Source organism: Devosia sp. P1_H9 (assembly GCF_056405135.1).
In genome coordinates, this window is the sequence record NZ_JBFUCQ010000010.1 from 97,136 (window position 1) to 109,933 (window position 12,798).

A 12,798-nucleotide genomic window follows, 5' to 3' on the forward strand; every position below is an offset into this window, starting at 1 on the left:
CCCTCGCTTCGCAGGGGAGGACCACCCCTCATCCGCCCTTCGGGCACCTTTCCCACAACGGGAGAAGGCACTGGCTGATGGTCCTCAGCGGGTGTTGTGCAGCATGCCCTGGAAGGCGCGGTAGCTGCCCTTGGGCGTCCGGACCTGGGTCTCGTAGTCCACGTGTACGATGCCGAAGCGGGAGGTGTAGCCTTCGGCCCACTCGTAGTTGTCGAGCAACGACCAGGCGAAGAAGCCCCTGACATCGGCGCCCTGCCCCTGCGCGTTGGCGACGGCGCGCAGGTGATCGTCGTAGAACTTCACCCGGCGCTCGTCGTTGGTCTCGCTCATGCCGGTCTCGGTGACGTAGAGCGGCAGCTTGGTGTAGTCGCGGTTGACGCGCACCAGCAGGTCTTCGAGGCCCTTGGGGTAGATTTCCCAGCCGAGATCGCTGCGCTCGAGATCGCCGGAGCGGCGTTCGGCGCCGAACAGGCCCTTGGGGCCGGCCGCGTAGATGCCGCGCGTGTAGTAGTTGATGCCCAGCCAATCGAGCGGGCGGGAGACGACTTCCATGTCCTTCTCGAAACCCACCGGCAGGTAGGGCGCGAGGCGGCTGGTGAGTTCCTCGGGGTAGCGGCCCTTGAACACGCCATCGAGGTACCAGCGGTTGAAGGTGGCGTCGCCGAGGTTCTGCGCCTCGAGGTCCTCGGGCTTGTCGGAGGCGGCTTCGGCCTTTTCGAGGTTGAGCACGATGCCGAGGTTCTTCACGCCTTCGCCGCGCAGCGCGTCGATCGCGGTGCCGTGGGCGAACAGCACGTGGTGCATGGCACGGGCAGCGGCGCGGAGGTCGCGATAGCCGGGGGCGTGGATGCCGAGCATGTGGCTGAGGAAGGCGACGCACCACGGCTCGTTGATGGTGGCGGTGGCGTGCAGGCGATCGCCGAAGTGGTGGCCGACCAGCGCAGCGTACTCGGCGAACCAGCTGGCGATGTCGCGGTTCATCCAACCGCCCTTGTCCTGCAGGGTGCTGGGGAGGTCCCAGTGGTAGAGCGTGGCGTAGGGCTTGATGCCGCGTTCGAGCATGCCATCGATGAGGCGATCGTAGAAATCGAGGCCCTGCTGGTTCACGGCGCCGATGCCCTCGGGGATCAGGCGCGGCCAGGCGAAGGAGAAGCGGTAGGCGTCGAAGCCGCCGTCGCGGATCAGGTCGAGGTCGCCGGGCCAGCGGTTGTAGTGGTCGCAGGCGATGGCGCCGCTATCGAGGTTCTTCACGTTGCCGGGGGTGGCCGAGAAGGTGTCCCAGATGGAGGTGCCGCGGCCATCTGTCTGGCCGCCCTCGATCTGGTAGGCAGCGGTGGCGGCGCCGAAAGTGAAGTTCGGGCCGAGTTCGTCACGCGAAATCGAAAACAAGAAGTCTCTCCTCAACAGGGCGGCGCTGTTGCGCTCGTTGCGGTCGTCCCGCGGGGCCGATTCTCGACGTCAGCGGATCAATGTAATCGATTGCATAACAGCGCGGAGGGGATGTGTCACCATGGGGAGGGTGAGCGCCTCTCTCATCGTGGCTGAAAGATACCCCCACCCCTGTCCCCCTCCCCGCAAGGGGGAGGGAGAGCAAGACAATAACGTCGGTGGGAGCGTCTCCTCCGGGGGAGGGATAGGGTGGGGATATCGTCCCGCGCCGGCTTCTCAATCAGGGGTGAGCTTGCGGCCAGCGCAGGAAGATCAGCTCGGGGTCGCCGGGATCGAGGTGTTCGAACATGCCGGTCTGGATGAAGCCGAGTTGCGGCAACAGGTTCCGCATCGGGGTGTTGGACTCGTTGGTCGAGGTCCAGAGCTTCTGATCAGGCGGGGTGAGCGCGATGCAGTGCTCGATCAGGGCGCGGCCGATGCCCTGTCGGCGGGCGGTGGGCGAAACCACCAGCATTTCGATGAATGGGGAGCGGAAGAAGCTGCGGGTGAGGACGACGTAGCCGGCGGCGAAATCCTCGCGCCAGGCGATGTGGCACTCGCCGGCGTGGACCCACTCGGCGATGGCTTCGCGGCGCTCGGCGCCGGCGGGCGCGATGCCGACGACGGCGTCGATGTCAGCCGCGGTGGCGAGCCGGATCGACAGCATGGCTCAAGGTTTGAGCTGCGGGTTGGCGTCGAGGAGGGTGCGGATGATGCCGCGGAAGGCCTGGGCCTCGGGGCCAGCGGGGTCGGTGGCGACGACGGGCTTACCGGCGTCCGAGCTTTCGCGGATCGACATCACCAGTGGGATTTCGCCAAGGAACGGGATGTCGAAGGTCGAGGCGGCCTGGCGGGCGCCGCCGTGGCCGAAGATGTCGTAGCGGTTGCCGGTGTCCGGAGCGACGAAGTAGCTCATGTTTTCGATCAGGCCGAGGATCGGCACGCCGGTGCGCAGCAGCATGTCCATCGCTTTCTTGGCGTCGATCAGCGCCAGGTCCTGCGGGGTGGAGACGATGACGGCGCCGAGCAGTGGCACCTGTTGCACCAGCGAAATCTGGATGTCGCCGGTGCCGGGCGGCAGGTCGACGACGAGCACGTCGAGGCCACCCCAATCGCTCTCGCGCAGCAGCTGGCGGAGGGCGGAGGTGGCCATCGGGCCGCGCCACACCACTGCCTGGTTGGCGGTGAGCATCGAGCCGATCGACATGGCGCGGAGGCCGTAGGCCTCATGCGGGGCGAAGATGCCGTCGTCGCGGACGGCGGGCTTGCCTTCGAGGCCGAGGAGCTTCGGGATCGACGGACCGTAAAGATCGGCGTCGAGGATGCCGGTGCGCAGGCCCTCGGCGGCGAAGCCGAGCGCCAGATTGACGGCGACGGTGGATTTGCCGACGCCCCCCTTGCCGGAGCCGACGGCGATGATGTGGCGGACGCCGGGGACGGCTTCGCGCGGCGGCGGGCCGGGGCGGCCCTGTGCCTTGGCCTGGCCGGTGGCGGCCTGGGCGCGGTCGGAGGTCAGCGACACCATGACCTTGCGGCCCTCGGCGACCTTTTCGGCAGCATGCTGCGCGGCCTCGCGGGCGGGGCCGAAGGCGGCCTCCATGCCCGGGGCGACGGAGATGGCGAAGGCCACGGCGCCGGTGGTGACGATGATCTCGCTCAGCCCGCCATAGCCCGCGAGTTCGCCGCCGCCGGGGATTTCCACGGACGCGAGCGCGTTGCGGACGGCGCTGGCGATGAGTTCATTGGCCATTGGTGACTTGCCTCATGAGCTTGGGCGGGCCCCACTTACCCTTCTCCCCTTGTGGGAGAAGGTGGCGCGCAGCGCCGGATGAGGGGTCGCAATCGCAGATTGCGCGCGCCGAGCGAAGCGACGAGCGACCGGAGTTGGGGGAGAAAGGCCCCTCATCCGCCCTTCGGGCACCTTCTCCCACAAGGGGAGAAGGCGGTCCGTTGCAGCCCGGTGTCAGATCAGAGGATCGACTGGCCCGTGCTCTTCCAGTCCTTCACGAACGCCTCAAGCCCCGACTTGGTCAGCGGGTGGTCGGCCAGCTTGTAGATCACCGCCGGCGGGATGGTGGCGACGTCGGCCCCGGCGAGGGCCACTTCGGTGATGTGGTTCGGGGTGCGGATCGAGGCCGCGAGGATCTCGGTGGCGAAGGAGTAGTTGTCGTAGATCGTGCGGATGTTCTCGATCAGCTCCACGCCATCGGCGTTGATGTCATCAAGGCGGCCGATGAACGGGGAGATGTAGGTGGCGCCGACCTTGGCCGCGAGCAGCGCCTGGTTGGGCGAGAAGCAGAGCGTGACGTTGGTCTTGATGCCTTCCTTGGAGAAGGTCTTGGTGGCCTTGAGGCCATCGATGGTCAGCGGGACCTTCACGACGACGTTCTCGGCGAGCTTGGCCAGCACATGGCCCTCGGCGATCATGCCGTCATAGTCGGTGGCGGCGACTTCGGCCGAGACCGGGCCGGGGACGATCGAGCAGATCTCCTTGATCACGTCCTTGAACTGGCGGCCGGACTTGGCGATCAGCGAGGGATTCGTCGTCACCCCGTCCAGAAGGCCGGTTTCATAGAGATCGCGGATGTCCTTGATCTCGGCGGTATCGACGAAGAACTTCATTGGGTTTCCTCCAGGAAACAGCGTTATTTGTCTGCCTAATAGGTAGTCAATTTCCGGCGCGGAGCAAGGCCGCGGCAGGTCTTCAGCGAATAGCAGCGAGCATCTTGTCGGCCAACTCGCCGATGCGATCCTCGGGGATTCCCGCGACGTTGATGCGACTGTCGTTGATCATGTAGATGCCGTCGTCCAGCTTGAGCTTGGTGACGACATCCTCGGGCAGCCCGAGCAGCGAGAACATGCCGGTGTGCTCGGCGATGAAATCGAAGTCCTTGCTGTTGGACCGCTGGCGGATGGCGTCGGCGAGTTTGACGCGCAGGCGCTTCATGCGTTCCCGCATCTCGGTCAGTTCGGCTTCCCATTCGGCGCGCAGTTCCTTGTCCTCGAGGATGACGCGGACGATTTCGGCGCCATGGTCGGGGGTCTGGCTGATGGTGGCGCGGATGACGTTCTGCATCTGCGAGGAGACGACGTCGGCGGACTCGGAGTCCTTGGCAATCGCGATGGCGACGCCGGCACGCTCGCGGTAGAGGCCGAAGTTCTTCGACGCCGAGAAGGCGACCATCGACTCGGGCACAGAGGACACGACCTTGCGCACACCATAGGCGTCGGCCTCAAGCCCATCGCCGAAGCCGAGATAGGCGAGATCGACCAGCGGGAAGGCGCCGGTGCGCTTCAGGCTCTCGACCACCTGGTCCCACTGCGCATTGGTGAGGCTGGCGCCGGTCGGGTTATGGCAGCAACCATGCAGCAGCACGATGTCGTCGGAGTTCAACTTGTCGAGCGCGGCGAGCATCGCCGGGAAATCGACGACGCGGGTCTTGTGGTCGAAATACGGGTAGTAGACCGGGGTAAGGCCGGCGAGTTCGGCCATCGGCCAATGGTTCGGCCAGCTCGGATCGGAAATGAAGATACGGCCCTTCGGCCGGGCGCGACCGAGGACGTTCATCAGGATCGACAGCGCACCGGTACCGCCGGCACCGTTGACGCAGCGGATGCGCTTCTGGTCAACCACGCCACCCAGCGCCAGATCGACGATGGCGGCGGAGAATTCCTTGTTGCCGACCACACCCTTGTAGGTCTTGGTCTTGGCGCTATCGAGGATGCGCTGCTCGGCCTTTTTCACCGACGACATGACGGGCGTGACGCCCTTCGGATCTTTGTAGACGCCGACGCCGAGATCGATCTTTCCATCGCGGGGATCGGCGGCATACTCGGCCATCAGCACGAAAATCTTGTCGAGCGTGGCCTTCTTGAGGGTCTCAAACATCAGTCATGTCCGGGGAAAACGAGGGCGGGGTGTTTATAGGCGGTAGCGGGGGAATTGCAACGGGGCGGATGGTCTGAGCGGGAAGAGTACCCCCACCCTGTCCCTCCACCGCAAGGGGGGGAGGTGACGCTCACACCGGCGCCGGTGTTTTGGTCTTGCGGGGAGGGGACAGGGGTGGGGGTATGTTCCCCGCACCGGCCTGTTCGTCAGCGTTTCAACCCCGCAATCAACTGCGGCACCACCTCGAACAGGTCCCCGACCAGCGCGATGTCCGCGATCTTCATCAGCGGCGCCTCGGGGTCCTTGTTGATGGCGATGATCTTCTTGGCGCCCTGGATGCCGGCGAGGTGCTGCAGGGCGCCCGAGATGCCGATGGCGATGTAGAGGTCGGGGGCGATGATCTTGCCAGTCTGGCCGACCTGCCAGTCGTTGGGGGCGTAGCCGGCATCGACGGCGGCGCGGGTCGCGCCGACCGCGGCGCCGAGGGCTTTCGCCAGATCGGAGACCAGCGCGAACTTTTCGGCCGAACCGAAGCTGACGCCACCGGCGACCACGATCTGGGCGGTCGAGAGGTCCGGCAGGTCGCTCTCGGTGCGGTGTGCGGCGATGAAACGCGCCACTGCGGCGACGTCGCCATCGACCGCGTGGACCGGGGCACTATTGCCCGAGGCGGCGGGGCGGAAGGCCGAGGCGCGGATGGTGAGGAGGTGCTTGGCTTGGCCGGACGAGACGGTCTCGATAGCGTTGCCGGCGTAGATCGGACGATCGAAACGGGTCGGGCCGTGGATGGCGACGACGTCGGTGATCGGCATCAGGTCGAGCTTGGCGGCAAGGCGCGGGATGGCGTCGCGGCCGGTGGAGGCAGCGGCGGCGGCGATGTGGGTGTAGGGCTCGGCGAGGCGGGCAAGCAGCGCGGCGACGGCCTCGGGGGACAGGCTAGCGAGGGCAGCGCTGTCGGCGACGAGCACCTTTTCGACGCCGGCGAGCTTGGCCGCTTCGGCAGCAACGGCGGAGACGCCCTGCCCGGCGACCAGAACATCGACCGGGCCGAGCTTTTCGGCGGCGGCGACGATGCGGGCGGTGGCGGCGGAGAGCGTGCCGAGGTCGTGTTCGGCGAGAACCAATACGGCCATCAGAGCGCCTCCAGCTCGGACAATTCGGACTTGATTGCGGCCGTCAGCTCGGCCGATGTGGCGACCTTGCGACCGGCGACGCGCTCGGCGGGCGGGCTGACCTTTTCGAGCTTCAGGCGCGGCGTGAGATCGACGCCGAACTCGGCGGCGGGGCGCACGGCCAGCGGCTTCTGGCGGGCCTTCATCACCATCGGCAGCGCGGCGTTGCGCGGCGTGTTGAGGCGAAGATCGGCGGTGACGATGGCGGGGAGCGAGACACCCACCGTGGCGCGGCCGTAGTCGACCTCGCGGGTGACTTCGAGGCCATCGCCCACGACCTTGATCTCGGAGGCGAAGGTCGCCTGCGGCCAGTCGAGCAGCCCGGCGAGCATTTGGCCGACCTGGTTGGAATCGTCATCCACGGCTTGCTTGCCGAGCAGCACCAGATCGGGCTTTTCCTCCGCGACGACGGCCTTGAGGAGCTTGGCCACCGCGAGGGTTTCAACCCGGCCATCAGCCTCGATCAGGAGACCGCGATGAGCGCCCATGGCGAGGGCGGTGAGGATGACGTCGTTGCTCTGCTTGGGGCCGATGGAGACGACGACGATTTCAGTCGCGTGCCCGGCTTCGGCCAACTGCACAGCCGCCTCGACGGCGTGCTTGTCGAAGGGGTTCATCGACATGCGCACGTTCTCGGTCTCGACGCCCGACCCATCGGGGCGGACGCGGACACGCACCGCGTGATCGACAACGCGCTTGACGGCAACGAGGATTTTCATCGGTTCCTCCGGTGTTGCCGGGTGTTTGGCAAATATGGCGGGGAGGGGCAAGTTCGGGCGGGGAATTTCTGACTACTAGGAAGGGGGTTAGGGAGAATGGCGTGCCTCAGCGCCGATAGGCCGGTGCGGGAAGAGTACCCCCACCCCCGTCCCCTCCCCGCAAGGGGGAGGGAGACCAAAACACCGACGCCAGTGCGGCCGTCTCCCTCCCCCTTGCGGGGAGGGGACAGGGGTGGGGGTGTCTTTGGAACTCAGTGCCTATGGCAGACGATTGCGCCCTTGCGACGTCTGCCGGGTTGACGCCCCTACCCTGCACCCCGCACATTGTCGCCTTACTAGCGTTCAGGTTCTTCATGCCCGTTATCAACCGTATCGCGGAATTCGCCGACGAGGTCGCCGAATGGCGCCGCGACTTCCACGTTCACCCCGAACTTCTGTACGACCTGCCCCGCACCTCGGGGAAAGTTGCCGAGCTGTTGCGCTCGTTCGGCGTCGACGAAGTGGTGACCGGGATCGCGAAAACCGGCGTGGTCGGGGTGATCAAGGGGCGTGGACCGGGCAAGACCATCGGGCTGCGCGCCGACATGGATGCGCTGCCGATCGCCGAGCGGACCGATAAGCCCTATGCAAGCGGGACATCGGGCCGCATGCATGCCTGCGGGCATGACGGGCACACCGCGATGCTGCTGGGCGCGGCGAAATATCTCGCCGAGACGCGCAATTTCGACGGCAACGCGGTGGTGATCTTCCAGCCAGCCGAAGAGGGTGGCGCCGGTGGCCGGATGATGGTGCAGGAGGGGATGATGGACCGCTTCGGCATCGAAGAGGTCTATGGCATGCACAACATGCCGGGGACGCCTGCCGGCCATTTCGCCATCCGCACCGGTGGCATCATGGCGGCGAGCGACGAGTTCAAGATCACAGTCGAGGGCCAGGGCGGCCACGCGGCGTTTCCGCAGAACACCGTCGATCCAGTGATGATCGCGGCGCAGCTGATTGTCGCGTTGCAGACGATCGTCTCGCGCAACGTCGACCCGATGCGCTCCGCGGTGCTGTCGGTCACCATGATGCGGGCCGGCGAGGCGTTCAACATCATCCCGCAGAGCGTGCAACTGACCGGCACGGTGCGGACACTCGACGAGGCGGTGCGCGACCTGATGGAAGCGCGGCTGAAATCGGTGAGCCAGCAGCTCGCCGCGACCTTTGGCGCCAAGGCCGAGGTGACCTACCGGCGCGGCTATCCGGTGACGGTGAACGCGGCCGACCAGACCGCCTATGCCGCCGAGGTGGCAGGCGCGGTGGCCGGGGCCGACAATGTGAACACCGGCGTCGACCCGACGATGGGCGGCGAGGACTTCTCATACATGCTGCAGGCGCGGCCGGGGGCCTTCATCTTCCTCGGCAACGGGCCAACCTCGCAACTGCACAGCGACACCTACGACTTCAACGACGAGATCATTCCGGCGGGGGTGAGCTACTGGGTGAAGCTGGTCGAGGGCACGTCGCAGGGGTGACGGGACAGGGGTGGGGGTCCGCACCTACCTCCGAATGGATCGCTTTCCCCACCCCGCCGACTCGTGGATAGTTAGCGTCCTAGCCATCTCGATTCCCCACGCCATATGACCGCCCCCCTTGCCGCTGGCACGGTTGCCCGCCGGACGTTCGTGACATTGCTGATCTCGGCGGCCGGCGGCGGCGTCGCGGCGGCGCTCAGCCTGCCCGGCGCGTGGCTGATGGGCGGGGCCCTGGCGGTGGCGATCGCGGCGCTGCTGGGCGCCAAGGTGATGCTGCCCAACTGGCTGCGCGACGCAGCGTTCGTGTTCACCGGGCTATCGATGGGCGCGAGCGTCGCGCGCGATTCGCTGGCGCTGATGGTGCAGTGGCCGGTGACGCTGGCGGCGCTGGTGGTGGAGCTGATCCTGATCATCTCGCTCACCGGCTATCTGCTGCGCAAGCTCTTCGGGCTCGACCGGGGCACGGCGTACCTCAGCTCGTTCCCCGGGCACTTGAGCTTCGTGATGGCAATCGCCGCGGCGGGGGTCGGCGATACGCGGCAGATCATCATCATCCAGGTGATCCGCATCCTGATGCTGACGATCTGCGTGCCGATCGGCGCGCTATTCCTGCCGCTCGGGCAGCATAGCGGCGGGCCGGGAGCGGCGCCGATGGGGTACGACACGCTGGCGCTCATGGCGGTCGGGTGTGCCATTACCGGGTTCATTTTCACCAGGCTCAGGATCCCGGCCGGCTATGCGCTTGGCGCCATGGCGGCGTCGATCACCGCCAAGTTCGCCGGCTGGTTCGAGGGCGCGGTGCCGCTGCCGGTGCTGATCGGCACATTCATCCTGATCGGGGCGCTGATCGGCTCGCGCTTCAATGGCATCAGCCGCGACGAGTTCAAGCAGGCGGCGATCGGCGGGCTGGCCGGCACGGCGCTGACCGTGGGCATCTGCACGCTGGTGACGTTCGCGGTGGCGCCGTTCGTCGACATGCCGTTCGGGCAGATCTGGCTGGGGCTATCGCCGGGGGCGCTCGAGGGCATGGGCGCGCTGGGCATCGCGCTCGGGTTCGACACGGCGTTCATCGCGGCGCATCACGTGAGCCGGCTGCTGCTGCTCACCTTCGCCATTCCCGTGGTCGCCATGCTGGTGCGCGAGAAAGACCTGCCCTAGGGCATGCAATTGCCAAAATCAGCGGCTAAGCGCCTGCCATTCATGGAGAAACAGATGTTGCGTCAGCTGATCATTGCCACCCTTGCTTGCGGCGTTGCGGCCGTTACCCCGGCACTGGCACGCGAGAACTGCGACCTGAACGGCAGCCGGCCGGGGCTGACGGTGGAGTTCGGCTTCTCGATCGGCGGCAAGAAGGGCGGCGACAGCTTCGACCACGACATCGCCATGATGGAACTGCGCAAGCGCGGCGTCATCGCCCGCTCGGTCAGCAAGGCGTCGGACGGCTGCATCGAGGCCTTCGTGCAGTACCCGGATGGGTCGTGGCACAGCGATTATTATGATCCCGACACGTGGGAACAGGTGGACTGAGGGTCCGTCACATCGGCGAATAGAAAAAGCCCCACCTGCCTAGCAGACGGGGCTTTTGATTTGGCGTCGGCTGAACCTTAGAAGTGGAAGTTCACGCCGGCCTTGATGGTATGCAGATTGAACGAGACGTCGTCGGGCGTGCCGTCGTTGTAGGTCACCGCGCCGAGATCGTAGTAGAGATACTCTGCCTTCACCGACACGTTTTCGGTCACAGCAACTTCAACACCGACACCAGCCGTCCAGCCGAAGTGCGTTCCGTCCGACGCCGGATCGATGCCGTCGAGGTCGTTGAAGGTGACACCGGCACCCGCGATACCGGCAGTGGCGTAGAGCAGCACCTGGTCGAACGCGACGCCGGCGCGGCCACGGAGGCTGCCCAGCCAATTGACGTCGGTCAGGCCATAGGGGGCACCAGCGGGCAGGATTTCGTCTTCGTTGGTGATGTTGGTCCAGGCGATGTCGCCTTCAACGCCGAGCACGAAGGTGTCGAACTGGGCGTTGGCACCAGCCTGCACGCCGAGCAGCCAACCCGTGGCGGTCGTCTCGTCCGGCGCGTCGATAGGATCGGCCAGCACAGAGCCGCTGGCCCAGCCGGCGTGAGCACCGACGTAGAAGCCCGACCAGTCGAAGGCGGAGGTCGGAATGACGGCGGCCGGTTCATCGATGATGAGGTCCGCTGCCATGGCGGACGTCGACAGCAAGGCGACTACGGCGCCCATCGCAATACGAGAAAGCATCTTGCACCCAAGCGAGAAATTTGATGGCCACATAGTAGCCAATTCTGGGCGGAAGTCTGTAGCAGCGCAGCAACAATGATAGAATTGCGTGGATTTACAGGTCAGTAACTATGGCCGCCTCCGCCGGCCGCCGAACGCCACTTTCAACTCGCTGGTCGCGAAGAATGCAAAGCCGTTGGCGGCGAGCTTCAGCCTGCTCTTCTTGCGTTCCGCGCCGTGCGACAGGTCCAGCGGCTCGAAGCCTTCGCCGCCGTCGAGTGTTACGGTGATCGGGTCGGCGGATAGATTGAACAGGCAGGTGACGGCGCCGTCCTTGCCGGTGCGGCGGAAGGCGAGCAGCGGTTCGGAGACTTTCAGGAACTCGATGTCGCCCGAGGCGAAGACCGGGTGGGCGCGGCGGAAGGCCAGCGCCTTGCGGTAGAAGTTGAGCGTCGAGTCGGGGTCGGCGTTCTGGCCCGCGACGTTAAGCGCCGAGTGGTTCGGTTTCACCGGCAGCCACGGCTTCACGTTCGAAAAGCCGTTGGGCGCGTCGCCCTCGTCCCATGGCATCGGCGTGCGGGCACCGTCGCGACCCTTGTATTCGGGCCAGAAGCGGATGCCCGGCGGGTCGGTCAGTTCCTCGAACAGGATGTCGGCTTCGGGCAGCCCCAGTTCCTCGCCCTGGTAGAGGCAGACCGAGCCCTTGAAGCTCAGCAGCATCGCGGCGGCCTGCCGCGCCAGATCGGCGGGGTTCTGCGAGTACGGCGCCCAGCGCGTCATGTGCCGGTTGACGTCGTGGTTGGAAAAGCTCCAGCACGGCCAGCCGTTCGGGGCGCCGGCAAAGAACTTCGCCATCTTGGTGCGGAAATGCTCGGCGGTGAATTCGGGGCCGAGCATGTCGAAGGTGTAGGCCATGTGCAGCTTGTCGCCGCCGGAGGTGTACTCCTCCATCAACTGCAGGCCGCGATGGCTGTCGCCGACTTCGCCGACGGTGGTGGTGCCGGGGTACTGGTCGAGCAGCTTCCGCACCCGCTTGAGGAACGCGACGTTCTCGGGCTGGCTCTTGCCGAACTTGTGGTCCTGCATGTCGTAGGGATTGACTGCGTAAGGCAGGTGCTTGGGTCGGCGGGCGGGCGGATTGCTGCGGAGCTGCTTGTCCTGGAAATAGTAGTTCACGGTGTCGAGGCGGAAGCCATCGACGCCGCGCTCGAGCCAGAAGCGCATGACGTCGAGCACCGCATCCTGCACGTCCGGGTTGTGGAAGTTGAGGTCGGGCTGCTCGATCAGGAAATTATGGAAGTAATACTGCCCGCGCGAGGGGTTCCATTCCCAGGCGCGGCCGCCGAACACCGAGGGCCAGTTATTAGGCGGCGAGCCATCGCGCTTGGGGTCGGCCCAGACGTACCAGTCGGCCTTGGTGTTGGTGCGGTTGAGCTTGCTCTCGCGGAACCACGGGTGCTGGTCGGACGAGTGCGACAGCACCTGGTCGATGATCACCTTCAGCCCGAGCGCGTGGGCGCGCTTGATCAGGTCGTCGAAGTCTTCGAGGCTGCCGAACAGGCGGTCGACGTCCTTGTAGTCGGAGACATCGTAGCCCATGTCGCGCTGCGGCGACTGGTTGATCGGCGAAAGCCAGATGCAATCGACGCCAAGGCTGGCGATGTGATCGAGCCGCCGCATGATGCCCGGCAGGTCGCCTATCCCGTCGCCGTTGCTGTCCTGAAACGACCGCGGGTAGACCTGATAGATCACCGCGCCGCGCCACCAATCCGTCATCAAAGTCTCCGCCGTAACGTGGCCAGCACTGTCGCGAGCGGCCGCCGGAAAGGCAAT

General features: G+C 66.0%; 12 protein-coding genes. 3 read left to right on the forward strand and 9 right to left on the reverse strand.

The genetic code is table 11. From position 1 onward, the window contains the following. Positions 1-84: 84 nt before the first annotated feature. From AC1DYL_RS18405 to AC1DYL_RS18435, 7 genes are all read right to left on the reverse strand, one after another. Complete coding sequence (locus tag AC1DYL_RS18405; RefSeq protein WP_477150513.1) at positions 85-1,389, reverse strand: GH1 family beta-glucosidase; 1,305 nt, start codon at positions 1,387-1,389, stop codon at positions 85-87. A 280-nt stretch (positions 1,390-1,669) separates the two neighbouring features. Further along, a complete protein-coding gene (locus AC1DYL_RS18410) occupies positions 1,670-2,095 on the reverse strand; it encodes a GNAT family N-acetyltransferase (protein WP_477174292.1) in 426 nt (141 codons plus the stop codon). A gap of 3 nt (positions 2,096-2,098) precedes the next feature. Beyond that, positions 2,099-3,178, reverse strand: coding sequence for an Mrp/NBP35 family ATP-binding protein (locus tag AC1DYL_RS18415; protein WP_477174293.1), 1,080 nt, complete (start codon positions 3,176-3,178; stop codon positions 2,099-2,101). A gap of 218 nt (positions 3,179-3,396) precedes the next feature. Next, a complete protein-coding gene (gene fsa, locus AC1DYL_RS18420; RefSeq protein ID WP_477150510.1) occupies positions 3,397-4,050 on the reverse strand; it encodes a fructose-6-phosphate aldolase in 654 nt (217 codons plus the stop codon). 82 nt (positions 4,051-4,132) lie between these two features. After that, positions 4,133-5,317 carry an amino acid aminotransferase gene (locus AC1DYL_RS18425; protein ID WP_477174294.1) on the reverse strand — a complete coding sequence of 395 codons (1,185 nt, stop codon included), beginning with the start codon at positions 5,315-5,317 and terminating at the stop codon, positions 4,133-4,135. A 206-nt stretch (positions 5,318-5,523) separates the two neighbouring features. Next, positions 5,524-6,450, reverse strand: a complete 927-nt coding sequence (locus AC1DYL_RS18430) for an electron transfer flavoprotein subunit alpha/FixB family protein (protein WP_477174295.1) — start codon at positions 6,448-6,450, stop codon at positions 5,524-5,526. Continuing rightward, on the reverse strand, positions 6,450-7,208 hold the full coding sequence (locus AC1DYL_RS18435; protein WP_477174296.1) for an electron transfer flavoprotein subunit beta/FixA family protein: 759 nt from the start codon (positions 7,206-7,208) through the stop codon (positions 6,450-6,452). The genes AC1DYL_RS18430 and AC1DYL_RS18435 overlap by 1 nt, the downstream gene beginning before the upstream one ends. A 353-nt stretch (positions 7,209-7,561) precedes the next feature. On the opposite strand from AC1DYL_RS18435, the gene AC1DYL_RS18440 reads away from it, so the two are divergent. The 3 genes from AC1DYL_RS18440 to AC1DYL_RS18450 all read left to right on the forward strand — a co-directional run bounded on the left by AC1DYL_RS18440 (position 7,562) and on the right by AC1DYL_RS18450 (position 10,249). Continuing rightward, positions 7,562-8,722, forward strand: a complete 1,161-nt coding sequence (locus AC1DYL_RS18440) for a M20 aminoacylase family protein (RefSeq protein WP_477150506.1) — start codon at positions 7,562-7,564, stop codon at positions 8,720-8,722. 105 nt (positions 8,723-8,827) lie between these two features. Further along, positions 8,828-9,880: an AbrB family transcriptional regulator gene (locus AC1DYL_RS18445; protein WP_477174297.1), complete on the forward strand. Its 1,053-nt coding sequence runs from the start codon at positions 8,828-8,830 to the stop codon at positions 9,878-9,880. A 54-nt stretch (positions 9,881-9,934) separates the two neighbouring features. Beyond that, positions 9,935-10,249: a hypothetical protein gene (locus AC1DYL_RS18450; RefSeq protein WP_477174298.1), complete on the forward strand. Its 315-nt coding sequence runs from the start codon at positions 9,935-9,937 to the stop codon at positions 10,247-10,249. Between the two features lie 77 nt (positions 10,250-10,326). On the opposite strand, the gene AC1DYL_RS18455 is transcribed toward AC1DYL_RS18450, so the two are convergent. Both AC1DYL_RS18455 and AC1DYL_RS18460 read right to left on the reverse strand, forming a co-directional pair. Next, positions 10,327-10,986 carry an outer membrane protein gene (locus AC1DYL_RS18455; protein WP_477174299.1) on the reverse strand — a complete coding sequence of 220 codons (660 nt, stop codon included), beginning with the start codon at positions 10,984-10,986 and terminating at the stop codon, positions 10,327-10,329. 108 nt (positions 10,987-11,094) lie between these two features. Continuing rightward, the gene (locus AC1DYL_RS18460; RefSeq protein WP_477174300.1) at positions 11,095-12,741 is read right to left on the reverse strand and encodes an alpha-glucosidase family protein; all 1,647 of its coding nucleotides are present in this window, start codon (positions 12,739-12,741) and stop codon (positions 11,095-11,097) included. Positions 12,742-12,798: the final 57 nt, after the last annotated feature.

Coding starts and splice junctions, on each gene's coding strand:
- AC1DYL_RS18410 (WP_477174292.1), bottom strand. CDS start 2,095: ATGCTGTCGATCCGGCTCGCCACCGCGGCTGACATCGACGCCGTCGTC.
- AC1DYL_RS18415 (WP_477174293.1), bottom strand. CDS start 3,178: ATGGCCAATGAACTCATCGCCAGCGCCGTCCGCAACGCGCTCGCGTCC.
- fsa (WP_477150510.1), bottom strand. CDS start 4,050: ATGAAGTTCTTCGTCGATACCGCCGAGATCAAGGACATCCGCGATCTC.
- AC1DYL_RS18425 (WP_477174294.1), bottom strand. CDS start 5,317: ATGTTTGAGACCCTCAAGAAGGCCACGCTCGACAAGATTTTCGTGCTG.
- AC1DYL_RS18430 (WP_477174295.1), bottom strand. CDS start 6,450: ATGGCCGTATTGGTTCTCGCCGAACACGACCTCGGCACGCTCTCCGCC.
- AC1DYL_RS18435 (WP_477174296.1), bottom strand. CDS start 7,208: ATGAAAATCCTCGTTGCCGTCAAGCGCGTTGTCGATCACGCGGTGCGT.
- AC1DYL_RS18440 (WP_477150506.1), top strand. CDS start 7,562: ATGCCCGTTATCAACCGTATCGCGGAATTCGCCGACGAGGTCGCCGAA.
- AC1DYL_RS18445 (WP_477174297.1), top strand. CDS start 8,828: ATGACCGCCCCCCTTGCCGCTGGCACGGTTGCCCGCCGGACGTTCGTG.
- AC1DYL_RS18450 (WP_477174298.1), top strand. CDS start 9,935: ATGTTGCGTCAGCTGATCATTGCCACCCTTGCTTGCGGCGTTGCGGCC.
- AC1DYL_RS18455 (WP_477174299.1), bottom strand. CDS start 10,986: ATGCTTTCTCGTATTGCGATGGGCGCCGTAGTCGCCTTGCTGTCGACG.
- AC1DYL_RS18460 (WP_477174300.1), bottom strand. CDS start 12,741: ATGACGGATTGGTGGCGCGGCGCGGTGATCTATCAGGTCTACCCGCGG.